The 25,560-nt window shown below is 35.2% G+C and carries 24 protein-coding genes; 6 read left to right on the plus strand and 18 right to left on the minus strand.

What is annotated here, in order from left to right:
• Positions 1-99 precede the first annotated feature (99 nt).
• Positions 100-732: a cephalosporin hydroxylase family protein gene (locus tag EGX95_RS13785; RefSeq protein ID WP_003161750.1), complete on the plus strand. Its 633-nt coding sequence runs from the start codon at positions 100-102 to the stop codon at positions 730-732.
• A gap of 33 nt (positions 733-765) precedes the next feature.
• On the opposite strand, the gene lepB (EGX95_RS13790) is transcribed toward EGX95_RS13785, so the two are convergent.
• Both lepB (EGX95_RS13790) and EGX95_RS13795 read right to left on the minus strand, forming a co-directional pair.
• Positions 766-1,287 (minus strand): signal peptidase I, encoded by a 522-nt coding sequence (gene lepB / locus EGX95_RS13790; RefSeq protein ID WP_000806878.1) that lies wholly within the window; start codon positions 1,285-1,287, stop codon positions 766-768.
• Positions 1,288-1,369: 82 nt separating this feature from the next.
• A complete protein-coding gene (locus EGX95_RS13795) occupies positions 1,370-3,523 on the minus strand; it encodes a peptidoglycan D,D-transpeptidase FtsI family protein (RefSeq protein ID WP_001249210.1) in 2,154 nt (717 codons plus the stop codon).
• 289 nt (positions 3,524-3,812) lie between these two features.
• Between EGX95_RS13795 and EGX95_RS13800 the strand changes: the two genes are divergently transcribed.
• Complete coding sequence (locus EGX95_RS13800) at positions 3,813-4,394, plus strand: hypothetical protein (RefSeq protein ID WP_000132272.1); 582 nt, start codon at positions 3,813-3,815, stop codon at positions 4,392-4,394.
• Between the two features lie 55 nt (positions 4,395-4,449).
• Here the strand turns inward: EGX95_RS13800 and EGX95_RS13805 are convergent, their stop codons facing one another.
• The 7 genes from EGX95_RS13805 to pxpB form a co-directional block, all read right to left on the minus strand.
• Positions 4,450-5,178: an NAD-dependent protein deacylase gene (locus EGX95_RS13805; protein ID WP_001183815.1), complete on the minus strand. Its 729-nt coding sequence runs from the start codon at positions 5,176-5,178 to the stop codon at positions 4,450-4,452.
• 76 nt (positions 5,179-5,254) lie between these two features.
• Positions 5,255-5,902: a pyroglutamyl-peptidase I gene (pcp, locus tag EGX95_RS13810; RefSeq protein ID WP_000859733.1), complete on the minus strand. Its 648-nt coding sequence runs from the start codon at positions 5,900-5,902 to the stop codon at positions 5,255-5,257.
• 16 nt (positions 5,903-5,918) lie between these two features.
• Positions 5,919-6,881 carry a DUF979 domain-containing protein gene (locus EGX95_RS13815; protein ID WP_001021671.1) on the minus strand — a complete coding sequence of 321 codons (963 nt, stop codon included), beginning with the start codon at positions 6,879-6,881 and terminating at the stop codon, positions 5,919-5,921.
• Between the two features lies 1 nt (position 6,882).
• Positions 6,883-7,578 carry a DUF969 domain-containing protein gene (locus tag EGX95_RS13820; RefSeq protein WP_000239799.1) on the minus strand — a complete coding sequence of 232 codons (696 nt, stop codon included), beginning with the start codon at positions 7,576-7,578 and terminating at the stop codon, positions 6,883-6,885.
• A gap of 23 nt (positions 7,579-7,601) precedes the next feature.
• Positions 7,602-8,363, minus strand: a complete 762-nt coding sequence (gene pxpA / locus EGX95_RS13825; protein ID WP_000207332.1) for a 5-oxoprolinase subunit PxpA — start codon at positions 8,361-8,363, stop codon at positions 7,602-7,604.
• An 18-nt stretch (positions 8,364-8,381) separates the two neighbouring features.
• The gene (locus EGX95_RS13830) at positions 8,382-9,371 is read right to left on the minus strand and encodes a 5-oxoprolinase subunit C family protein (protein ID WP_000382222.1); all 990 of its coding nucleotides are present in this window, start codon (positions 9,369-9,371) and stop codon (positions 8,382-8,384) included.
• A complete protein-coding gene (gene pxpB, locus EGX95_RS13835) occupies positions 9,362-10,045 on the minus strand; it encodes a 5-oxoprolinase subunit PxpB (protein ID WP_123805632.1) in 684 nt (227 codons plus the stop codon). The genes EGX95_RS13830 and pxpB overlap by 10 nt, the downstream gene beginning before the upstream one ends.
• Positions 10,046-10,147: 102 nt before the next feature.
• Here pxpB and EGX95_RS13840 point away from each other — a divergent pair, with 102 nt between their 5' ends.
• Positions 10,148-11,584, plus strand: a complete 1,437-nt coding sequence (locus EGX95_RS13840) for an IS4 family transposase (RefSeq protein ID WP_001053964.1) — start codon at positions 10,148-10,150, stop codon at positions 11,582-11,584.
• 172 nt (positions 11,585-11,756) lie between these two features.
• Here EGX95_RS13840 and EGX95_RS13845 read toward each other — a convergent pair whose 3' ends face one another.
• The 5 genes from EGX95_RS13845 to EGX95_RS13865 form a co-directional block, all read right to left on the minus strand.
• Positions 11,757-12,509, minus strand: a complete 753-nt coding sequence (locus tag EGX95_RS13845) for an IclR family transcriptional regulator (protein ID WP_000026387.1) — start codon at positions 12,507-12,509, stop codon at positions 11,757-11,759.
• Positions 12,510-12,766: 257 nt separating this feature from the next.
• A complete protein-coding gene (gene lepB, locus EGX95_RS13850) occupies positions 12,767-13,318 on the minus strand; it encodes a signal peptidase I (RefSeq protein ID WP_000662493.1) in 552 nt (183 codons plus the stop codon).
• Positions 13,319-13,341: 23 nt separating this feature from the next.
• Entirely contained in the window at positions 13,342-14,019 is a 678-nt protein-coding gene (locus EGX95_RS13855; RefSeq protein WP_000895083.1) for a copper homeostasis protein CutC, read from the minus strand.
• 195 nt (positions 14,020-14,214) lie between these two features.
• Positions 14,215-15,345 carry a stage II sporulation protein P gene (gene spoIIP / locus EGX95_RS13860; protein ID WP_001045277.1) on the minus strand — a complete coding sequence of 377 codons (1,131 nt, stop codon included), beginning with the start codon at positions 15,343-15,345 and terminating at the stop codon, positions 14,215-14,217.
• 203 nt (positions 15,346-15,548) lie between these two features.
• Positions 15,549-16,253 carry an ArsR/SmtB family transcription factor gene (locus EGX95_RS13865; protein ID WP_001103829.1) on the minus strand — a complete coding sequence of 235 codons (705 nt, stop codon included), beginning with the start codon at positions 16,251-16,253 and terminating at the stop codon, positions 15,549-15,551.
• A 69-nt stretch (positions 16,254-16,322) separates the two neighbouring features.
• Here EGX95_RS13865 and EGX95_RS13870 point away from each other — a divergent pair, with 69 nt between their 5' ends.
• Positions 16,323-16,796, plus strand: a complete 474-nt coding sequence (locus tag EGX95_RS13870; RefSeq protein WP_000991290.1) for a DinB family protein — start codon at positions 16,323-16,325, stop codon at positions 16,794-16,796.
• A gap of 75 nt (positions 16,797-16,871) precedes the next feature.
• Positions 16,872-18,263 (plus strand): MFS transporter, encoded by a 1,392-nt coding sequence (locus tag EGX95_RS13875; RefSeq protein WP_063246821.1) that lies wholly within the window; start codon positions 16,872-16,874, stop codon positions 18,261-18,263.
• 430 nt (positions 18,264-18,693) lie between these two features.
• Here the strand turns inward: EGX95_RS13875 and EGX95_RS13885 are convergent, their stop codons facing one another.
• The 4 genes from EGX95_RS13885 to EGX95_RS13900 all read right to left on the minus strand — a co-directional run bounded on the left by EGX95_RS13885 (position 18,694) and on the right by EGX95_RS13900 (position 23,486).
• On the minus strand, positions 18,694-19,842 hold the full coding sequence (locus tag EGX95_RS13885) for an acyl-CoA dehydrogenase family protein (RefSeq protein ID WP_001218387.1): 1,149 nt from the start codon (positions 19,840-19,842) through the stop codon (positions 18,694-18,696).
• A gap of 152 nt (positions 19,843-19,994) precedes the next feature.
• The gene (locus tag EGX95_RS13890; RefSeq protein WP_000662224.1) at positions 19,995-20,627 is read right to left on the minus strand and encodes a YdcF family protein; all 633 of its coding nucleotides are present in this window, start codon (positions 20,625-20,627) and stop codon (positions 19,995-19,997) included.
• 330 nt (positions 20,628-20,957) lie between these two features.
• On the minus strand, positions 20,958-21,545 hold the full coding sequence (locus EGX95_RS13895) for a GNAT family N-acetyltransferase (RefSeq protein ID WP_000402596.1): 588 nt from the start codon (positions 21,543-21,545) through the stop codon (positions 20,958-20,960).
• 612 nt (positions 21,546-22,157) lie between these two features.
• A complete protein-coding gene (locus EGX95_RS13900) occupies positions 22,158-23,486 on the minus strand; it encodes a YjiH family protein (protein WP_001289406.1) in 1,329 nt (442 codons plus the stop codon).
• A 242-nt stretch (positions 23,487-23,728) separates the two neighbouring features.
• Between EGX95_RS13900 and EGX95_RS13905 the strand changes: the two genes are divergently transcribed.
• Positions 23,729-25,543, plus strand: a complete 1,815-nt coding sequence (locus EGX95_RS13905; protein ID WP_000848939.1) for an S-layer homology domain-containing protein — start codon at positions 23,729-23,731, stop codon at positions 25,541-25,543.
• Positions 25,544-25,560: the final 17 nt, after the last annotated feature.

A 25,560-nucleotide genomic window follows, 5' to 3' on the forward strand; every position in this document is an offset into this window, starting at 1 on the left:
TTTTTTTAATGAGGTATTTTGCTCATTTTTATTCAAAAACATTCTCCTTACAATCATATCTCACATAATATATTGTACAACTTTCGTTTCCAGAAAGGAGTGTTCAAAATCGATAACATAAGCAGCGAATTTTTAAAACAATTTTACGATAGTCGCGTCTGGTTATATGATACACATTGGCTTGGAGTCCCCATTCTCAAACTTCCTTCTGATCTTTTTTTGTATCAAGAAATGATTTACGAATTAAAACCCGATTTAATTATTGAATGTGGCACTTGTTATGGTGGTAGCGCACTGTATTTAGCTTCCATTTTAGATTTAATTGGAAAAGGTCATGTTCTTACTATTGATATATTTCCACAACCAAATCGTCCATCCCATGATCGTATTACGTATTTAACAGCTTCTTCTGTTTCAGTAACCGCTGTGCAAACAATATTAAGTATGCGCAAACCTGATGATGTGATTTTAGTTATTTTAGATTCAGATCATAGTAAAGAGCATGTAGCAAAAGAATTGTTGCTTTATAAATCTATCGTTACTAAAGGCAGTTATATTATAGTAGAAGATACATCTATTAATGGAAATCCTGTTTCTCCTGATTGGGGACCTGGCCCAATGGAAGCTGTTGAAGAGTTTTTAGCTACAAACAACAATTTCATAATCGATGAATCTAAGCATAAGTTTTTCATATCATTTAACCCAAAAGGTTTTTTAAAGAAGATAAAGTGAAACGTTAATAAGTGGGGATAGAGAAACCCCCACTTATTCTATGATCTTCATTTTTGAAAAAGGATAATATACAAATTCCACTTTGCCTATTAGATTATCTTCTTCAATATATCCTAAACCGTTTCGACTATCTCTACTAAGTTCACGATTATCTCCCATTACAAATAATTTATTTGGTGGGATTTTTGTCTTTTGAAAGTTATAAAACACTTGCGTATTATTGAATAAATCTTTATTTGTATACGGTTCTTCTTGTTTTTTATCATTCACATATACAGATCCATTCGTTATGTTAATTACGTCACCAGGAAGCCCTATTACTCGTTTTACATAATATTTTGACTCATCCTCTTCCTTTATAATGACAATTTCTCCATGCTCTAAATCAGAAAAGTGTACGGCTGCTTTATTTACAAATACGTAGTCTTCTTCATATAAAGTCGGTTGCATCGATTTCCCTTCCACTTTACATAAAGTAAAAGAATGATAGGCTATTACCAAAACAAACACGAAGAGTATGTATTTCCCCCAACCTCTTTTAATCTCCTGTTTCATATCCATTCCCACCTTATTCAAACGCTTTTTAAATCAAAAAATATATCACTGCACCATATGTCTCAATGCAGTGATATTATTTTTACTGGGCCTTGTTCGGCTGCTCTACTGGGACTGGATTTCCACCTGCTCTTTTCGCTTTCAATTCAAAATACGCATCCAAAATCTCTTTACCAATCGCGGAATTAATTCCTGATTTGTCATCATTTACCCATGGTACAACAACTGAAAAAGCTACTTCCGGATCAGCATCATACGGCGCATAACCGGCAAGAGTTAAATTATAACATTTTTTTCGATTATTGTTTTCATCTCTTCCAATTTCACTTTCTCCACCATACACAGTTTCAGCTGTCCCTGTTTTTCCAGCTGGTTTATACGGTAATCCTTTAAACGTTGCAGTACCTGTTCCGTCATTCTCTTGAAAAACCCTTCTAAATCCTTCTTTTACATGATTAATGTATGAAGTGTTCATATCCACTCGATTTAAAATAACTGGTTCAATAGATCGAATAACTTTTCCAACATCCTCTGGTCTATGTGGTTGTTCTCTCACTTCTTGCACAATTTGCGGTTTCATTCTGTAACCACCGTTTGCAATGGTTGAAATATATTGAGCAAGTTGAAGCGGCGTATATGTATCGTACTGTCCAATCGCATAATCAAGTAAAAAACCAGGTACGTTATCCGTTCTACCCATTTGACCAATCGATTCATTCGGCAAGTCAATACCAGTCGGTACACCTAAACCAAATTGTCTAAAATAGTAGCGCATTTTATTAAATGTCTCTTGTTTAATATCTAATGGATTGTTTGGCACATAATTTATACCTGCCATCTTTAATGCTGTATTAAACATATATACGTTTGATGAAACTTGTAAAGCTCTTAAATCATCAATATCACCAAAGTCTTTCCACGATTTCTTCGGCTTAGAGCTTCCTTTAAAATACATAGGTGCATCAAAGAAATGTGTATACGGCTTAATTGTGTCAGTTTGATAGCCGGCTAATAATGTAGCCCCTTTCACAGTTGACCCTAACTCATAAGAACTTGTCATCGTCCCTAAAGCATAGTCCTCTATTTGCATCCCGCCATCTTTATTTACAATTTTCTTTCCTGCCATCGATAAAATTTGACCGTTTTTCGGATTCATCATTACAACGAATGCACGATCCATCATCGGCTCTGCAGAATGAAATGCTCGTAAATTCTTTTCAAGACTTTCCTCTACTTTTTTCTGTAACTCCATATCTACTGTTAACATTAAATTATTTCCACTTTTTCCTTCGGTCACTTTTTCTGTCCGGATTATATTTCCTGCTTTATCTGTAATGCTTCTAGATTGCTCTTTCGTTCCATGTAATGCGTCTTCATATTGCTTTTCGATGTAACTCTTACCAATGCGGTCATTTCGGTTATAATCACGCACTAAATAATAATCTAATTGTTCCCTTGGCAATCCTTCATTTTCAGTAGAAACGCTACCAAGAATAGAACGAAGTATTTTATCATTTGGGTATTCACGTTCCCAGTCTACTGTCGTATCTACTCCGGGCAAGCTTGCCAATCTTTCACTTACGACTGCATATTCATTTTGACTTACATCTTTTTTAACGATTTGCGGCGTCATTTTATATCCCGCATTCATTTTGCTTTTAATAGCTAGTACTTCTAGGTCTTCTTTTGAAAGTTCGCTTAATTCTTCTTGTGTAATTCTTTCCCTACGTAACTCTTCCACTTTTTTATCTAATTCTTTTCCTTCTATCTCCTGCTTCCTAAATTTACTCTCATCTTCTTTCGTTACTTTTTCTGCTGCCCGCTTTTCATTTAACTGCATCCAAAAATCCTTTTTATCTGTTTCTGTTAACTTGTCTATATCCTCTGGCGACATTTCAATTAACTGGGCTAACTGTCTTGCTACTTGTAAAACTTCTTTCGAATCTACTCCTTTCATTTTCGTATATGTAACGGTTCGTAGTGGTTTGTTATTTACAATCACCTGACCTTGTCGATCAAACATTTTCCCTCTAGGAACAGGTGTACTTACCGTTACATCTTCCTTTTTGTTCACTTCATTTCTATACGTTTCTCCATCAATGATTTGTACTTTACCTAATTGAATTATAATAGCTGAAAATAAAAGAAAGACGATAAAAAATAGTACATTTAACCGAAAAGGAATATGAGTCTTTTTCTTTTTCGATTGTTTCTTCTGCTCCTTTTTCTGTCTCATTTCGCTCCCTCGCTTCATTCTATTAACATTTCTACATGGAACCATTATGTATCAAATTTATTTATATGATATATATAGAATTTTATATTAATTATAAAAGAAATAAAAGATTTAATTTTCAGTTTTTTAATTTTATATCCTATTTATTACCATTCCCTTAATGCACAATAACATGAATATTATTCTAAAAGAAAAATGGTACAAATTTATTTTTATACCATTAGTTTACATTTATTTGCATACTAAAGAAATAAATTCATAAAAGACATTACTTAAGGAGAGAACGAAAATGACAGATTCATTTACAATACATACTAATGCGCCCCATTGTTTAAACTTTATGATTTATATTCAAAATATTTATCTCAACCAAAAAGAGAAAAAGGAAAATTTAAAATTTCCTTACATAGCAAGACAATTCAATTTTTCTACTAACTTTGAAGCAAATTTCAAAGAATTATGGCATTCACTTCGCAAACAAATGGCTAATGACAAGTATGATTCGCAAATTTTTTATGATGAAAACCATATCTTTTATGAGAATCTTTTTGATAATCATTTATGTAATAAAGAATTATTCAAAGAATTAATATGTAGTTTTAAAGTATGGTGGACTAGCATAGCAGGTCAGCTTTCATTAGAATGGTCTGTAAGTGATTTTAGTAGACAACTTTACGAAGACTTAGTTTTATATATAAAACAACACCAAATAAAACCTTTACAACAGCTACATATTAGCTTACTTTATGACGATTGTGTATTCGTTAAAAATAATACTACTTCTTACTCTGCTATTTTACCTACGAAACACTTTTTTATTAATTATAGAGATGTTGTTACTACATTATCGACATGTTTTCACGCTGCTTAGTATAACGATTACTCAAATAAAAAACTGAGGCGGATACCTCAGTTTTTTCGATAACTTATTTCCTTGAAGACAATCCGTCAACAAATTCACCAATCTTATTTTGAAAAACATAATCAAAGTTATATTCCTGTCCTGTTAACTCTTCATTTACTAAAATCGTTGTTGCTCCTACTTCCCTCTTTGCAATTTGCGGGAATGAAGCGACAGGCTGTACTTTGAGTGACGTCCCCATTACGAGAAGTACATCTGTTTCATATAAACGTTTTATCGCGTTTTGATATTGTGGCAATGTATCTCCGTATAACACAACGTCTGGATTTAAAATGAAATTACACTTCTGACAGCGCGGCACCTCATGATCAATCATATACTGCAAATCATATCCCGTTTTACACTTCGGACAATGTGCTGTTTGCAGTGTGCCGTGTAAATCAATAACATGTTTACTACCACCTAATTGATGTAAACCATCAATATTTTGCGTTAAAATCGTAATATCTTTCCCTTGTTCTTCTAGTTCTGCTAAAAAGCGATGTCCACGATTTGGCTTATATTGATGAAACGTATTGATTTGAAATATTTCTTTATAATGCTTCCAAAATTCTTTCGGACTTCGGTTATAGTACCCTCTTGATAAGTACATTTCCACATTCGCATCAGCATACAATCCATTTGCTGAACGAAAATCTGGGATACCACTTTCCGTACTTGCTCCTGCACCTGTTAATACTGTCATTTTCTTCGCTTTTTCTAAAATTGAACGTACTTCTTCAAATTGTTGCACAACAATCACCTCTATGTATTTTCCTATACTATATTATACCAGTTGTTTACAGGAGGTGTCGTACAATTCATTCTACTTAATGCGTCGTGCCACCAACCTCTACAATATCCACCTCAACGGTCGTCGTTACTTCAACTGCCAACTCTATCCCTTTACGAATAGTAGAAAGTGACATACTCGGTTGCCCTGGATAATTACTCGCTTGCTCTGGTAAAAACGGAATATGAATAAATCCGCCTTTCATTTTTGTATCATGTTTTTCTAGTTCATGCATGAGACCATAGAATAAATGATTACAAACGAACGTACCTGCTGTTTGTGAAACGGAAGCCGGTATACCTTCTTCTTGAAGTTTTTTTACAATTGCTTTCATCGGAAGTGTAGACCAATAAGCAGCTGGTCCTTCTTCTACGACTGGTACATCTACCGGCTGGTTTCCTTCATTGTCAGCAATTCTTGCATCATCAATATTAATTGCGACACGCTCTATCGTAATATCTGGTCTACCTCCAGCTTGTCCAATGCATATAATGAATTCCGGTGCTAGTTCTTCTATATACTCTTTTAATACACTGATTGATTTATGAAATACAGTGGGTACTTGTTTACTAATAATCTTGTATTCTCCGATTGTTTTTTCATGCAAACTTTTTGCGACTTCCCAAGCTGGATTGATACTTTCTCCACCGAACGGATCAAATCCTGTTAATAATACTGTTTTCATAGTTTTCTCCTCCTAATTAGAAACGATATACTAGGCCGTACATGATAAACATATTAATAATGAAAATGGAAAGAGCAATTGGTACCTGCGCTTTAATAACGGCATTTTTATCTTTTAGTTCTAAAAGCATTGCCGGAACGATATTAAAGTTTGCTGCCATTGGCGTAAGTAGCGTTCCGCAATATCCCGCAAACATACCAAGCGCTGCCATAATCGCTGGATTCCCGCCGTGCATTTGTACAATTAAAGGTAAACCAATTCCGCCAGTAATAACGGCAAACGCTGCGAAAGCATTTCCCATTACAACTGTGAAAAGCATCATTCCTAAACAGTACGCCATAACAGCAACGAACGGATACTCTGTCGGTAACACTTGTCCGACTAAATCAGAAACGACTTGTCCAACGCCAGATTTTGCGAAAATACCGCCAAGTGCCGCTAACATTTGTGGTAAAATAACAGCCCAGCCGACAGCTTGTAATAGTCTGCTTCCTTCTTGTACAGGCGTTGTTATTTTCGATTTTGTAATACGCATTGCCGCAACGAATGCAAGTAATGCTCCTAATGCTAATGCTACTAGCGTTACTTTATCCGGATCAACAAGAGAAACATTTCCCCATTTGATTTTTCCTAACGTTAACGTACCGATAATTGTAAAAATAGGTATTAAAAGTGCAGGCATAAAAATTTTATTTTTTAATTTCTCCGCATGTTTCACACGTTCTTGTACTGGTGCTTCTTTCTCCTGAGATTTTGTTACTTTATTCATTGACGCTAACACAACCATAGCGAGTACGATACAGCCAACGTAAAACGAAGGAATCACATTTCCGAATAAAAATGTAACGGCAAACAATGCCCAAAATAGACTAGAACCAAATCGATTTGGATGTTCACGATCGAATGCGATACGAACGGCGATAAAGGCAACGATTATACCTAATACATAGTAGATTGTATCCATTGTGATGATGTTCATTTTATATCGCCTCCTTCTCTTCTTTTTCTTTTGATGTCATCGTTTTTGCTATATATTTATCAAACCTTCTAAATCTAATCCAGCTTACGATAAGTGCAGATATTGCAGTTGGGATACCCCAAAGCGCCATATCCCATACTCCGACATGCATACCTACTGAATCGAAGAACCCTTTCATTAATAGAATCGCACCAGTTGCGATAAAAATATCTTCTCCGAAAAACCAAGCTGTATTTTCCGCAGCCGCTGCATTTGCTTTAATCTTTTCTCTTAATTTTTCAGGGAGCTTACCGTATTTACCTTGCGCAGCCCCTTCTGCCATCGGTGCAACGAGTGGTCTTACCGTTTGTGCATGACCACCAATATTAAGCCCTAGTGCTGCTGATGATTCTCTTATCGTAAAATATGATATTAATACTCTTCCAGTTGTTGCACCTTTTGATTTCGTTATAAGTGCTTCTGCTCTTTCTTTCAAACCGTAACGCTCTAAAATTCCGATTACCGGTAAAGTTAATATGATAGGCATAGACATATATCTATTTTCTATGAAAAATTTACCGAACATGCTAATCACATCATAAAAACTTAATCCTGAAACCATACCAGTAACAATACCTGCAACCATAACGACTAAAAGTGTATTTAATCTAAATAAAAAGCCCACTGCAACTAGTAATATCCCGATTAATTTCACCAATTCCAACACTTCCCCACATTTTTTTATTTCGGTGCACAAATAGAAATACCATTATGTTCGAATGTTCTGTATATTCTTTTCGCAAATTGTACTGCTTTTTCTCCATCACCGTGTAAACAAATCGTTTGCGCTTGAACTGCTACCTTCTCTCCATTCACCGAATTTACATAGCCTTCTTTCACCATTTGAAGCACTTGCTTTATCGCTTCTTCTTCATTTTTTATAAGCGCATTTTCTTCCGTACGACTCGTTAATGTTCCATCTTGCTTATACGTACGATCTGCGAAAGCTTCTTGTATGAGAGTTATATTGTATTTTTCTGCAGCCTGTATAAACGCCTCGCTATTTGCTAATCCGTAAAGTAATAGACTTGGATTTATATGATATATTGCCTTTGCAATTGCATCTGCAATTTCCGGATTAGTTGCCGCCATATTATATAGAGCACCGTGGGGTTTCACATGATGCATCTTCCCGCCAGCTGCTTTTACAAAACCGTCTAATGCACCAATTTGATATAGAACATAATCGTATACTTCACTTGCTGGAACGTTCATATTCCTTCTACCAAATCCAATTAAATCTGGAAATCCGGGGTGTGCCCCTATCGCAACGTTATGTTGCATTGCCTTTTCAACTGTTTGACGCATAACGGACGGATCACCTGCATGAAAACCGCAAGCAACGTTTATTGAGGAAACGAACGGGAGAATTTCATCATCATTCCCCATTTTATAAGCGCCAAAACTTTCTCCTAAATCACAATTTAAATCAATTGTAGTCACACTGTTTCCCTCCTAATTTCAGCTTCGTAAAGCAATGAATTTCTTTAATAGATTCATATTTACTTCTTGTTCTATGTACAATTGTTCCGCTTCTTCAAGCGAAATTTTCTCAAAAGAAACATAGTCCCCCGGCTTTAGCTGGGCAAGAAGAGGTAAATCTACTGAAATGATATTTCCCATTCTCGGATAGCCACCTGTCGTTTGCCTATCTGCCATTAATATAATCGGCTGTCCACCATTAGGAACTTGAATGGTTCCAAATGTAACAGGACTCGATAAAATCTCTTTTTCTTCCATCCTATTTAATACTTCTCCCTCAACCCTATAGCCCATACGGTCAGCATAATTAGATACCTTATACTCTTTCGTAAAAAATGCCTTTCTACTTTCTTCTGTAAATTGATTATATTCAAAGTCAACTATGACACGAAGCTTAGGATGTTTCTTATACTTTGGTAGTACGCTGTTGCTAATTGCCCATTTCGTTTTTATTCTCTCATCTTTTTGTAAGTCTTGAACGAAACGATTCGCCATTTCTGGTTGTACACCAATTTGGAAGTAGTCACCCTTTTTCAACATTCTTCCTTCTATACCTCCAATCGCAGCACGTATGTAAGTACTTTTGCTTCCCATCGTACGATCAATATGGATACCACCTGCAAAAGTCACATACGTTCTGCAACCACTTTTCACTTTTCCAAAGCAAAGCATACTACCTTCTTCCGCTAAAATGGGACGCCATAATGGTATACGCTCCCCATTTAGTAACGGTTCCATATCTGCACCGCCAATCGCAAGTAACGTCGTTTTCTTTATTAACAATTTCGGTCCCATAATCGTCATTTCGAGTGCCGCCTCATTCTCTTCATTACCAACTAACATATTGATCATCCGAAGTGCACTTTGATCCATCGCCCCGCCAACTGGCACACCGTATTGTTGATAATGAGATCGTCCTAAATCTTGGACTGTTGTAAACATCCCTGCATGCAAAACCTCTACATCCATTCTTTAGCCCCCTCAAGTGATACGTACTCTTCCTTCGTTATTGGGATAAATCGTAAATACATCCCGCTTTGAATAAAGGTTGGTGTTTCTTCTTCCGGATTAAATAAGGAGATTGGTGTTCGGCCAATAATATTCCATCCACCCGGTGTTTCAAGCGGATAAATACCTGTTTGATTTCCGCCGATTCCTACCGAACCAGGAGAGATTTGTAACCGCGGTATTTCTTTTCTAGGTGTTTCTAGTTCTTTTGATAGTCCTCCTAAATATGGGAACCCTGGTGTAAAGCCTAACATATATACAAAATACGTTGTTTCACTATGTATGCGAATGACATCTTCTACTTGTAAACCGTGATAATGTGCCACCTCTTCTAAATCAGGTCCATATTCTCCCCCGTAATAAACGGGTATAGAAATATGTTTCACATCTCGTTTCAGCTCTTCCTTATACGTATCTAACATTCTAGCTATGTATTGGCATACGCAATCATATGGTCTTATCTTTCTATCATTTCCCTTCCATACTTCATACAAATTGTAGTAAACGGCTAATGAAGTAAACGACGGAACACATTCAACCATCCCTACAAACGGATGTTGCTGCAACGCTTGAAATAGTCGTTGTACTTTTTCGTATACATCCATCCCGATTTCTTCACCAAATGTAACAATAATTGCTTGATCCCCATGCCCATCAACTTAAGAATTTTCACTACCCCCAAGTGACAAAAAACGTTATTCTTTCTAAAAAGCTAGCTAGAAAGGGTGACATTTTTTATGAATCTTTCGATTCAAGATGAATTACAACTATTTTCTGAAGAACTGTATCGTCATTTAACCCCTTCTCTTTTGGAAGAACTCGCAAAAGAATTAGGTTTTGTAAAAAGAAAACGAAAGTTTTCTGGAAATGAATTAGCTACCATATGTATTTGGGTAAGTCAACGTACAGCGAGTGACTCGCTTGTTCGACTATGCAGTCAATTACATGCGGCCACAGGCACTCTTATGAGTCCAGAAGGACTCAATAAACGCTTTGATAAAAAAGCGGTTGAATTTTTGAAATATATTTTTTCGGCATTATGGAAAAGTAAAATCTGTGAAACATCGGCCATTTCAAGCGCGGCGCTCACGTATTTTCAACGAATTCGTATTTTAGATGCGACGATTTTCCAAGTACCAAAACATTTAGCCCATGTATATCCTGGATCAGGTGGTTGTGCACAAACAGCGGGTATCAAGATTCAATTAGAATATGACTTACATAGCGGACAGTTTCTAAACTTTCAGATAGGTCCAGGAAAAAATAATGATAAGACCTTTGGAACAGAATGCTTAGACACATTACGTCCAAGCGATTTATGTATCCGTGATTTAGGTTATTTTTCATTAGAAGACTTAGATCAAATGGATCAACGAGGTGCTTATTATATATCCAGATTAAAATTAAACCATACCGTGTATGTAAAAAATCCGTTTCCAGAATACTTTCGAAACGGAACCGTAAAAAAGCAATCACAGTATATCCAAGTTGATTTAGAACATATTATGAACAATTTAAAACCCGGTCAAACATACGAAATAAAAGAAGCTTACATTGGAAAGAATCAAAAACTATTCACACGTGTAATTATCTATCGTTTAACAGACAAACAGATACAGGAACGTAGAAAAAAACAAAGTTACACTGAAAGTAAAAAGGGTATTACATTTTCAGAAAAGAGTAAACGATTAACGGGTATCAACATATATGTCTCAAATACGCCTGAAGGAGTTGTTCCGATGGAACAAATACATGACTTTTACTCCCTTCGCTGGCAAATAGAAATTATTTTTAAAACGTGGAAATCCTTATTTCAAATTCATCATTGGCAAACTATCAAAAAAGAGCGATTAGAATGTCATGTGTATGGAAGACTTATTGCCATCTTTATCTGTTCTTCTACGATGTTTAAGATGCGTAAACTTCTTTTGCAAAAGAACAAAAGAGAATTAAGTGAATATAAAGCCATTGGGATGATTCAAGATCATGTATCGCTGTTATATCAAGCGATACAGAGAAACACCCAAAATCTAACAAAGATTTTAATCCGTTTGTTCGACCTCCTACAGAAGAATGGACGGAAATCTCATCGATATGAGAAGAAAACTATCTTTGATATTATGGGTGTTGTCTATGAGTATAATGGGTTTGGAAAACAAAAGAAAGCTGCATAATTTTTAAAATGAAACTCGTTAGAGTTTATTTGGTGTGTGTACTTTTCAATACCAAAAGTACATTACGTGTTTTTTAGTTTGTTTGAACGAAAGTTCATTTTGTTTTCGTTCTTAAGTTGATGGGCATGTGCTTGATCCCCTAACGCAGAAAATTTCATCCTACTCCCTCTTTCTATGCCAAAAAGCCAAGTTCTTTCGAAATGCGATTCGCTGTCTCTTTCACCTTCGCGATAAAATATGAAATGTTACTTTCGCTGTACTCAATTGCTAATCCTGAAATGCTAATGCCTGCTACAACCGTTCCATCATTTGCGAAAATGGGCGCTGCTATAGCTGCTGTATGATTTTCTAACTCAGAATAGCTAATGGTGTGTCCTTCCTTTTTCGCCATTTGTAACACTTCTAGTAATTGTTTCTTATCTACGATTGTTCCATCTGCAAATTGTTTTAAATTCGTTTCCTCTATGTATTTCCGTTTCTTTTCCTCAGAAAAATACGATAGTAAAATTCTCGGACATGCACCGGCATAAAGTGGCGCTCTTCTTCCAACCGCCGTATACACACGTACAGGCTGAACGCCTTCCATCTTTTCCACATAAATCGCATCATTACCATCTTGAATAATTAAATTAACTGCCTGCCCTAAACTATCTCTAAGCTCTTTCATATATGGAATCGCAATATTTCTTACGGATAGTCTTTGTGAAACAAGTTGACCGAACCGTAAAAACACAACTCCTAAACGATATTTCCCCTTCTCATTTTTTTGTAAAAACTCCATTTCTTCTAACGAACCAATTAAACGATAAACAGATGTTTTCGGCATACTCGTAAGCTGAACCATCTCTGTTAAACTGAGCTCTTCATGCTCATAAAACAACTCTAAAATGTCCATTGTCTTAACTGCCGTTTTATTTATACTCATTCTATCTCCCTCTTGTTCCGAATTTCGGAACTTAAATTCCGTTTTTCGAAACAAACATATAATTTAAAATTATAAAATATTCTTTCAATTCTATCAATATATTTTTCAGCTACTTAACCTTTATGTAAGGTCAATACAAAATAAAATTTAGAAATAATGATGGTTCTCTTTCAAAACCTCAAGTTATAGCAGAACCAAACGTTTAAATAAATAGGCATAAAAAAAGTATGGAAGAATATTTCTCCCATACTTTTTCTTTATAACGCTCTTACTTGTTTCAACGGCCAGAAAACAGCTTGTCCTTTTCCGACAATTTCATCTTCTGAAATAAATCCAAACATACGACCGTCTTTAGAAACTTCACGATTATCCCCTAAAACAAATACTTGGCCTTCTGGCACTTTCGTTTTTCCTGTGATTTGTTCTAACGTAAAGTCTGGAGTTAATACACGGCCTGCTGCTTTTTCTTTAAACTCTTTTAAATATGGTTCTTCCATCGCTTTTCCGTTTACATATAAAACATCATTTTTATACTCAACTGTATCACCTGGTAAACCAATTACTCGTTTTACTAAATCGTATCCTTCTTTTCCATGAAAGACGATAATATCAAAACGTTCTAATCCACTTATACTGTAACCAATCTTGTTCACGAGAACTCGTTCGTTATTTTCTAAAGTGGGCATCATCGATTCGCCTTGTACTAATGACGGTGTAAATAAAACACCGCGAATAATTGCGATTAATACAAGGGTAAATCCTATCGTTTTCGCCCATGAGAATAATTCTTTCTTCGTATTTTCCTTCATCGTTTCTCCTCTTTCTTAATTGTTTATTGTATGATTTGAACTAATTCTTGTACGAAATTAGGATCAATTTCAGCAAAACATGATTTCCCTTCTCTTACCGCTGTACCGACATGAGCTTGCGAAATTCCAGTTTCATTTAGCAATTGCTTTATATTTTCTTTCGTTACACCAGCTCCAACTACAAGCTGAATTTGACCATCGCTTACCTTTTGCATATCTGTAAGCACCGGAATATTATCAACTATATTCCCTTGTCCACCTGAAGTTAAGACGTGAGTCACTTTATGAAACTTCTTTAACGTTCTCATCGCTTCTACTGGATTTTCCGTGTCGTCTATTGCACGGTGATATGTGACATTTATCCCATCTACCACAGATAATAAATTCGCTAGTTTCTCTTCATCCACTTCATTTCTTTCATTTAATACACCTAATACAACACCAGCTACTCCTAAATTCTGAGCAACTACAATATCTTCTTTCATCATTTCAATTTCTTCTTCCGTATATGTAAAAGACTTCGCATGCGGACGAATCATAACGTGAATTGGTATATGTACTGCTTCTACCGCTTTTTTTATAAATGCATAACTCGGCGTTAAACCGCCTTCTGTATAAGATGAAATTAATTCAATTCGCTTCCCGCCAGCTCGTTCAATTCGTTTCACGTCTTCTAAACATGTTGCAATAACCTCTAGCATGAGATAACCTCTTTTCGTGCTTTTTTCTTATTATACAGTAGGTGAAATAAGAAGCATAGCATTCTCCTATAAAACGATAAAAAGAAGAATGAAAAGAAAGATTTTTTAACTACTAACATCTATTGGTAATTTTATTTTCTACAAAAAAGGAGTAACCTCCTAGCACTTCCGACTAGGTGTCACTCCTTTTTTATTTTAGTTATTTTTCTTAGTTACTTCATTATAATAATGGCTAAATGCTTCTACTAATGCGTCTACGGAAGCATACAGTTCTTCTGGAGTATTATCTACCCCTCCCATTTCAATAAGTAATGCATTTGGAGAAAGATCTTGATTATATACTCCATTCCCGCTTTTACGATCTTTAATAAAAATGCCTCGGCTTAAACCGTAATACTTCTCGTCTAAATATGAATTGATTGCCGTTACTATTTTTTTATTTTTTTCATAGTTAGGATTTTCTCGACCTAAAATAAAATAGAGTCGTGCATAATCCTTTCCATTAATCGTTTTCTTCGTAATATTTTTTCGTGCATCGTCCCTATGAAGATCAATGGGAAACATAATATTTTTATCTTGTGCTAATTTTTCTTGTAATATTTGACGAGATCCTTTGTAAGATTGGGCCCAGTTTAAATTTTTATTTCGTAGAAAGTCCCTCATATTTGTCGTATCATGTGAAACGCCTATTCCTTTTTCTTCTAACTTTTGTTTTAAATAATTTCCAACAAACGTAATATTCACTTCATTATTTGTACTAGAGGCATCATCAGGTTTAGTAGCACCTGGAATGAGAGGAATAAACGACTCCCAACTATGTGTATGATAAATAAAAACTTTATTTTCACCGTTATTTTGTGTATTTGAATTGTTTTCTTTCTCACTCTTTGGGTGTTTAACAGCAGTACCTTTATCTTGAATATTCTCTAAAGGAATGCTGGATTCTTCAGGAATGTTCGTATAATCTGTTCCTTCCCCGGCAATTAATATTTCTGAATAAAATTGATTCATATTTGGAAGTTCTCGAGTTAATAAGCTCCGGAGGTCATTTACATTAATATTTGTAGAAAGTGAAAGTAAAAAAGATTCCAAAGACGCTCGTCCTTTTTCTTTATGAAATTCTTCGGCAAAATAACGATTTTCACTGCCTATCATATACATAAGGCCTTTCGTAGAATTCGTTCCTAATAATTGATTAATATAATAAGATTTAAATACGTTTGAATTACTAGAAATGAAGAATGAAGTGAGAATACATATAATTGTGAATAAAAGACATATCATTACATACTTTATATTAAATACTTTCAGTTTCACTTTATTCATTTTATATCTCCCTTCATTTACTATATTCTTACGCATAATTTTCAATGAATATGATTACTAATTTAATAGAATCGTCTCAACTACTATTTTTTCAGCTAATCTCTTTCCGTAAAGCAAGTGAGGTTAATTTGTCGTGCGCAAATATCACTAAAGATTTTTAAAAGAAATGAAATAACCTGAGTCTACATTTGTATAGACTCAGGTTATTTCATTTCTTTATTTTCCATGTCAATGCCTAATTCGTCTTTCAAGAACTTCATACCTTTTCTTGTAAGATGGACAGCCCGATTCTTATCCGTTTTTGTAATCCATTTCTGTTCAAAAAATAGTTTTGCTATTGCAGATCCTAACCAACCAGAAATATGGTAGCGTCGTTCACTCCAATCAAGACAAGGTTTTGCAAATATTCTTCTCTTTATATTTGCCGTTTCAATATTTATTCCAAAATTCAGAAACCATCGCTTACCTTGTTCCGTTACAATGTATTCTCCTTTCTCTAAAATGATAAATTCCTTATCTAATAATTTTTCGGTTATCTCTACACCGAGTCTACCTGCAAGATGATCGTAACAAGTTCGAGCATAACGAATTTGTTTTAGTTGATCTGATTGTTTTAAAGACCGAACTTGAACTGTTGGTGCGATTGTTCCTAACTTTTCAAGAACCTCTGCTACCTCTTGATTAGCAAGTCGATAGTAACGATGTCTACCATGTTGTTCAACTTTAAGTAGATTCCCCTCTACTAATTTAGAAAGATGAGAACTAATTGTTGGATGTGACACCTTTGCCATATAAGCTAATTCGCTAGCAGGTAGTGCCTGATTATTCATTAAACACTCTAAGATAATTGCTCTTGTAGGTTCAGCAATAAGTTTAGCTATATATGAGATATTCGGATATACATTCATATTTCGATGATACCCTAACTATTAAATTGATACAATTATTTTAAATTTAACAGTAAAGGAGAATGTATTATGAATGCAATTGATCTTAGTATATTAAATTTAAAAGAAACGAGAAGGCGCTCTATCAAACTGTGGAGGTCACTTCCTGATAGCTTGCTTTCTTGGAAACCTGACAACGAAGCAATGACTTTTGGAGAGATGATCCGTCATGTGTGGAGTGCAAGTTTCCATTATCATTTGCTCTTAAGGAACGACGGATCGATAAAGACAGATATACATACTCCATACGATAAAGAACCAATCACTTCTGTTGAAAAAGAGATAGAGTTATCGCAATCGTATTTTTCCAATTTTATAGAATATGTTGAATCCATATCAACTGAAGAATTAGAATCAAGACTTATTGATAGAAGTGATGTAGGCTATCAACGATATTTGGGTGACATGCTTTTAAGAATTGCCTATCATGATGCCGTTCATACGGGTCAGTTTTTACAATACTTAAGAATGGTAGGATTGGAAAGACCCCTTATATGGGATTAACCTTAAATAAAGATTTTGTGAGGAAAGCCCGATTACCGTCAAGCTTAGATTAAGTAAAAAGGTTGTGGTAACTTGATGAATAATACGAATATTGTTGCAAACCGAGCACTTTCTCATTTTAGTGAAAAAATGGTAATCCTGACTGCTGGTATCGGGATGTTTTTATCATCTTTAGATACTGGTATTATCAATATTGCTTTACCATTTCTAGAAAAAGAATTTCACTCAACAGTAACTATAACGGCATGGAGTGTAACTATATATGTTACGGCACTTAGTGCCACTATCCTTTTATTTGGAAAACTTAGTGATCGCGTAGGCCGAATCCGAATATGTTTGTGGGGGTTTGTTCTATTTCTTTTCAGTTCTATATTATGCGGTTTATCTCAAGAAATGTGGCAAATGCTTGTATTCCGAGCCATTCAGGGCATTGGTGCTGCTGCTTTACAAGCTACATCTGCAGCTCTCATTACAACTCTTGTCACCCCTGAAAATCGTAGTCATGCATTAGGTACCTTAGGAGTAATGATAGGATTAGGGCCTATTTTAGGTCCCACTGCAGGAGGATTTTTCATTTCACTTGGAAGTTGGCGATGGATTTTTTTGATTAACATTCCATTATGCCTAATTGGATTATGGGCTTGTTACAAAATCTCTCGAGTTATAAAAGAAGAAATACATCCATCACCTATCGATGTATTAGGAAATATATACTTCACTTTAAGCGCCTTGCTATTTCTTTTTGGTTTCTCTCATGGATCAAGTGTAGGAATGAAAAGTATATCTACATGGGAATATATCATGATTTCAATTATTTTATTAGTTACTTTTATAATTCATGAATCCAAAGTAAAACACCCTATTATAGATGTACATTTATGCCAGCATTCAAACTTTATCGTTCCTATATTTGCAACAGTAGGTTTTGGAGTGGCCTCAGCAATTATTTTTATCATTCCACCCTATTTCCTACAAGCATTTACGCAATTAACTCCTTGGCAAACAGGATTTGTTTTATTATCAGCCCCGCTTGGTTTAGTAATATTTTCGCGAATAGCAGGAAAATACATGGAACGTTTTGGGCCAAAATTACTTATGAAAATAGGTTTATGTGTTATGTTTATAGCATTTGTTGGATTAAGCTTTATCCAAGCCCATTGGTCACCATATATAATGGTGAGCTTATTACTTCTATATGGGGGTGGAGGGGGAATTTTCCAGCCTGCTAATATTGCATCAATTATGACATCTGTATCTAAAGAGAAACAAGGTACGATTGGAGCTGTGCAACGTATGTTACAAAACGTTGCAATTGCATTTGGTGCCGCAGTTGCCGCAACATTTATGGATTCACAAGGCAATATGGAAACAGATGAGCTTATTCAAGCATTCCGATATTCGTGGTACTTTGGTGGAGGATTACTATTATTTAATCTTTTATGTTTTTTAGGCTATCGGAAATCTTAAAATGACCAAATATAATTTCTAACAATTAAAAGCCGAATTTATCCCAAGATAAATTCGGCTTATTTTTTTCGTTTTGGTGAACAATTAATTGCTTAAGTTGAGGGGCGTGTATAGTGACCCTTATGACTCTTTCTAATTTTGAAATATACTCTATATCAGACGATACAGTGTTGGCAACATATCGTGTAAGAGATGAAACTAGAATGCAGAATACTTTGTGAAGCTCCATTTGGAAACTAATAGAGGGAAGATGGCAAATGTTTTTCCAACAAGGAACACTTACAAAATCATGATAAGCATTTATATTAAAACGCGTGCTTTTTAAACTAGTATATCCAACGAATAAAAAGCACGTGTTCGATTACTAATCAAACACGTGCTTTCAAAACAACTATATTGCACTTAAATAATAAAGTTCAAGCTAAAAAAACTACGACCGAAACGCAGCATCCGCCAACATAGATAGTGTTGCATCGTCCATCGGCGGATTGTGTAATCCTGCTCTTACGTTTAAATAGTAACGATGAAGCGGATTTTTTTCTGATAAACTTTTTGCTCCTACGATGCGCATTGATTTATCCACTATCGATATCGCCGCATTTGTTACGGCGTATTTCACTGCCGCTAATTCTGCTTGCAGTGACAGTTTATCTTCTGCCTCATCGTATTTTTTCGCAATTTGATATAAAAAGACGCGAGCTTGCATAAGCTCGAGTTCTAATTCTCCAACTAATCTTCTAACATTCGGTAATAAACTAATAGAATGGTTTAAACTATTTGGTTTGTATGATCCCGCAAACTGAACTGCATAATTTCTTGCTGATTGTGCAATTCCTAAATAACATGCTGGTATATGTAGCAACCAGCCAATACCCTTTTGTTTCACTTTCCCGCCTTTTACATCCGTCAAAAAGCGACTTTCTATCTCTACATTTTGTAAGACAAGGTCGTGGCTAGCAGTCCCTCGCATCGCAACGCTATCCCACGTTTCTTCAATGGATACACCGATTGTATTTCTTGGAATAACAAACTCACCAACTTCTTCACGGCCTTCCATACTCGCTGAAATAATAAAATAATCAAGTACTGGCGCCATCGTTGTAAAAGTTTTCCTTCCATTTATAACCCACTTCTCGCCTTGTTGAACCGCTATTGTTTCTGGTTTACCGCCACGCGTCGGACTCCCTGTTTTCGGTTCTGTTGCTGCCCTATTAAAGAGCGCCCCATTTCGCACTTCTTCGCAAAACCATTTAAACATCTCATCATTCCAAGAGCGATTTTCCGCTAGTTCTTTCACAATGCCAAGATGCCAGCCAATCGATAATGCAGTAGCCCCGCAGCCTTCCGCAATTTTCTCTTGAAATAGAACGAAGTCATATAAAGAAATCGCACTACCACCAAATTCCTTCGGTAACGTTAATTTCGTATATCCGATATCTTTCAAATCATTTATATTTTCATACGGAAATGATCCTAATTCACTTAGTTGATGCTCCCTTTCCATGAACTTCGGAATCAATTTATTTATTTGTTCAATAATGAAAGATTGTTTTTCTGTTTCAACAAATGAGAGTGCCATACTATAATCTCCTTTATGTTCGATTCATAAACCGTTCATTTTGTCATTATGATTATATGAAGCTACCTCTCTATTGTTTCACTATTCCGATAAAAATACAATGTTTTTGACTAATAAGAAAAGTTCCTATTTAAAGATAGGTTCTTTTCTTATTAGTCTCCCTTCAATACCTTTAATGGCAACGAGGTTACATATCCAATATACGAGAATAATTCTTTAAAGAAGAATGGTATTTCTGTATCTAACGTTTTATATGCTGATGTCGGCGTTGGTGAAGCATACGCTTCAATATTAATATGTTTTGCGATTCTCATTGCGCGTTTCATATGAAGTGGATCACTTACAATCGTGTATGTGCGTATTCCGTTCTCTATTCCAACTTCCTTCGCATTCTTTAAATTTTCTTCAGTGAAAAGGGATTTTGTTTCAATTAAAATATCTTCCTCTTTTACACCTTGTTTCATTGCATATACTCTTGCAGTACGCGCTTCCTCAAGCTCTGCCTCGAACTTTGTACCACCTGTAAAAATAATCTTTTTAATATTTCCGTTCTTATATAAAGAAATCGCATGATTAATTCTTTCTTTAAATACAGGAGATGGTTTTCCATTCCAAGAAGCTGCTCCTAGTACGATACCAGCATCCGTTTTCACGCTATCATCTGTTTTAAAACGATAACTCCAAATATCGTAAGCTGCATAACTTACATATAAAATAGCAGAACAAATCATTAGTAAAAATACTTGAAAGATTCGCCTTTTCTTACTCTTCTTATTTTCTTTCATTTGTAATTGCCTCCGTACATCATCCATACTTCTATAAAAAAACATTTATATCAAATCGTTTTGTTTGAGTTTATTTAAAAGAAGGAACTTTACTTGTTATTTATGTATAAAAGGGTTTTCATTTAAAATTGAGGATTATCAATTCATTTTCATTTGCGGTTTTCATTACATGTTTTAAATTCATAAGTTTATTACCATACAACTACATTGTAACGAATTTTGTCTCAGAAGGGAACGATGAAACAAAAGGAATTAAAATAAAGTAGCATTTTGTAAGAAAAAAGGTATATTTTTCATGCCTTAAGAACAATATACCTTTCAAAACACGAATTATAGCTTTTCTTTATACAACTCTAATTTTTCTAACAATTGTTCTTTCACGTCTGGCCATTCACTTGAGATAATACTGTACACAACTGCATCTCTCACATAACCATTTGATAATTTTCTTTCATTTCTAAGCACACCCTCTTTTACTGCGCCTAACCTTTCAATTGCTCGTTGTGCTTTTTCATTTCTTGCATCCGTCTTAATTTGTACCCTGAGCATATGCAGTTTTTCAAAAGCATACTGGAGAAGCATATACTTACACTCTGTATTGATACTCGTACGCTGGACACTTGGATGATACCACGTTTGTCCTAACTCGACTGTTTTATCTTCCACTGAAATATTATATAGACGTGTACTCCCTACAATCTTATTCGTCTGTTGATCCACTACAACGAAAGGGATTTGCGTACCTTTTCCATAACCTTGTATCGCTTTTTGCACATATTGCTGCATATCTTGCATACTATCCATTTTAGAGATTAAATACGCCCAAATTTCCCGATTTCCTTCTACAATCGAAAACAAAGTTTCGACATCATTACTATCCATTAACCGTAGCTTTGCTCTTTCGTGAATGATTTCCATTTGTAAGCCCCCTTTTTCTTACTATATCACAGAAATAAACATTTAATTATATAGATATTAAAACATTAACACTAACTTTTAAATGCACTTAAAATTCAAGTTTTAATACCTTCTTACATAATAATCCGTAAAAGCCTGTAACAAATACCGTGTCCATCCCATTATATCAAGCTACATTTATATTGGTTTCATTTCATGTAAGGTTTTTCTTTTTCTAAAGGTCTAGTGTGCATTATTGAAAGATTTGCACACCAAAAACGCTATTATTTCTACAAAAAGATTATTTTTTCAATTTGGTAGTATGGATAATTCTGGATTACACCCAAAAAATACTATATAATAATAAAGTGAAAGTTTTACAGTTAATTCATATGGGGTAAATGGGAGGATATAAAAATGCTAGATCAAATTACTTGGGGAACGCCAGGCAGCTTATTATGCTTAGGATTCTTTTTTGCAGGATTAGGAATTTTCTTAAGAAGTATTACGTCATATTCGAAAAACAAATAAAACATCAAAAAAGTGTACATTTTAAAGTATTTACTTGATAAAAACACTAAACAAAAGAATCCTTCCTTTTATAGAAGGATTCTTTTTATACCTTTCCCCTTTTTAAAGCAACAAATAAGCAATCGGCGTAATGATAAGCAATGTTAATATCGTTCTTTGTACGTACAGAATAATAAGTTCTGATACTTTTAACGGAATATCTGTCGATAAAATACAAGGAATGGATGCTGAGAAAAACAATATAGATGATACCGAAACAACCGCAATGACAAACTTTGTCACAAGTGGTGCACTAACTACTAATAATGATGGTAAAAACATTTCCGCAATACCGACGGATGCCGCTTTAGCAGCTAAGTCTGCTTCTGGCAGTTGCAAAGCCCATGTAAAAGGATAAAAAATATAACTGATCCAATCAAATATTGGTGTGAACTTCGCTAAGACAATACCAATTAACCCTACAGACATAATAGATGGTAAAATTCCCATTGTCATAATAAAGCCGTCTTTTAAGTTCACTGCGATATTTTTCATAACGCTTGGTGCAGTTTTTGATACTTCTAATGCATCTTCCCAAGCGCGTTCTAACATTTTCTCTTTATAAACAGGCTCTGGGAACCCTTCTTCTGTTACATATGTATCTGGTTTTCTACTAAGGGGTGGAAGTCTTACGGTGATAGCAGTTACGATGAATGTTACAACGAGAGTCGTCCAAAAATAAACATTCCATAAATGCATAATATCTAATGTTTTTGCGATGATGATCATAAATGTTGCGGATACTGTAGAAAATCCTGTAGCGATAATGGCTGCTTCTTTTGTTGTATACTTTCCTTCTTTATAGACACGGTTCGTAATTAATAAAGCCAGTGAATAACTTCCCACAAAGGACGCAACCGCATCAATTGCTGATCGTCCAGGTGTTTTCCATAACGGCCTCATAATCGGACGGCAAAACGTACCGATAAATTCAAGTAATCCATACCCGACTAATAATGCTAAAAAAGCCGAACCAATCGGAACGAGTAAACTTACCGATATTACTAGTTTCTCATACAAAAACGGCCCAACATCTGGCGCAAAGAACCAAGCTGGCCCTACTTTCAAACAATATAATACACCGAAAACGACGCCAACCACTTTTAAAGTCGAAAAGCAAATATCTACGATAGATGTATTCCATTTTTTCGTATAAAACGGATAAATTGCACCCATTACCATAACGAGTAGTGCGTAATAAGGTACGACGCTCGGAACCGAAGCTCTAATCCACGACACGATATGATCAATCATTATGGAAGAAGCGCCATTTATCGTAACTGGTACGAAAAACATAAACACCCCAACGAGACTAGCGAGTATAAACCGAAGAATGATGCTCTTCTCACTCCCTGTCTTAATTACATTCCTTTTTAATTCAATTTCACTCAAAATTCGACACCCCCTATTTATCTAAATATTCTGTATAATTATATTAAATTCCTTCTTTTCATTTGAAAATGACACAAGCAATAATCTTACATTTTTATTGTCAGTCTCCAAAAATTATCATATAATATCTTTCATACATGTTACATATGCTCATTCCAAACATACATTTTGTAACTAAATTATTTCTTTTTTCAATTTACTCTTTAAATTATCCCACATAAAAATAGAAGGAGAATGGAAATTTGAAAACAATAAAAATAACTATGGCAAGTGCGTTGCTATTTGGTGCTATCATCGCTCCATCTAGTTCTTTCGCTGTGAGTGAAACTGTAACACAAAAAAATAATGCGCAATTGGAGAATTACGAAGACGAAGACGATTACTACTATCAATTTCCTGATGTTATTGGCTGGGCAAAGCCGTCCGTTGATTATTTAGTAAAGAAAAAAGTCTTATCTGGCTTACCAGACGGTACATTTGGACCTAATCTTGAAATTGATAGAGCTTCTGCCGCAATTATCATGGCAAAAATATTAAACTTACAAATAGACCCTTCAGCAAAGCCATCATTTAAAGATTCCCAAAAACATTGGGCTACTCCTTATATTGCTGCAGTTGAAAAAGCTGGGATTATTAAAGGCGTCGGGAATGGAAATTTCGAACCTTCTGGAAAGCTAACGAGAGCTGCTATGGCCTCTATGCTTGTTCATGCATATAACTTAGACAAAAAAGCCACTGAAAAACTACCTACTGTATTCCGAGATTTAAAAGGGCATTGGAGTGAAAAATCGGCTAATCTTCTTGTTGCTCTTGGTATTTCACTGGGCTATGGTGGTAGTCATTGGTATCCAGATAACACGATTACCCGTGCAGAAGCTGCAAGTTTAGTTGCTCGCACAGACCAATCGAAAGATAAAGAAATTAAATTAAAGCAAGTTACTATGAAACAACATTATTTTATTTATCCTGAAACCTCTCTTCATTCAGGTATACTTGCTGAATATGCACCACAAACCGTTACTGTATTCGATGAATCTGAAAACGGATGGATTAAAATTGCGACGGATCATGGGTTAAAGTGGACACCATTAAAAGAGAAACAAGTCTACATTGATAAAAACTTTGTTACCTTTGATAGACCGTCAAGAACAGGATACGTGGTTGGTAAATATCCCCCTCAAACTGTAACAGTCGTTGAAGAAAATAGCATCTGGTTAAAAATTCGCACTAGCGAAGGGCTTCAATGGATGAATCCATATTTAAAAGAGGGTGAAGGAAAAGAACTAACATACATACCAAGAACATTTTTTGCTTACGATAGCCCTAATTTTTCTTCTAAAATATCTGGAAAGTATGCTCCACAAGGCGGCATCGAAGAATTAGCTATGGGAGATGACGGATGGGTACAAATTCGTACAGATAAAGGACCGAAATGGATAAACATGTCTTATCTCTTACGTCCAAAGCTCCTCTTAAATGTTCCTGCCATTAATCAATTGCCGGAACTACAAAAAGGAAGTGCAGTTGTTTCACTCCAAATGCTTTTAGAATACTATACAGGACGCTCATTAAATAAAGTAGACTTTGCTAATCAAATGCCATTTGATACAACTCGACGCCAGACTACAGGTGATGGAAAAATTTCAGTTTGGGGTGATCCAGACATCGGATTCGTTGGTGATGTAAGAGGAATAAATTATGGTTACTCTATTAACCCGGCACCATTGAAACAATTACTTGATAAACATGCAAGAGGTACAGATTTAACAGGACAGGATTTCTCTGTATTAGAAAGCTATGTACGGAATGGTAAACCAGTTGTAGCGTGGGTAGGAAACAAAATAACTGCTCCACAACTAGAACAAACTTGGAAAACACCTCAAGGAAAAACCGTAAATGGATACAGAAATGCACATACTATTATCATAACTGGTGTAGATGATCGTAACATTTATTATAATGACCCACTAGACGGTAAAAAAGACCAGCCAATGGTAAAATCCCGATTTGAGCACAGTTATAATCAAATGGGTAAAAAAGCTTTAAGTATCGATTAATCATATAAAAAAGCCTA

Source organism: Bacillus sp. FDAARGOS_527 (genome assembly GCF_003812125.1).
Lineage (GTDB): Bacteria > Bacillota > Bacilli > Bacillales > Bacillaceae_G > Bacillus_A > Bacillus_A paranthracis.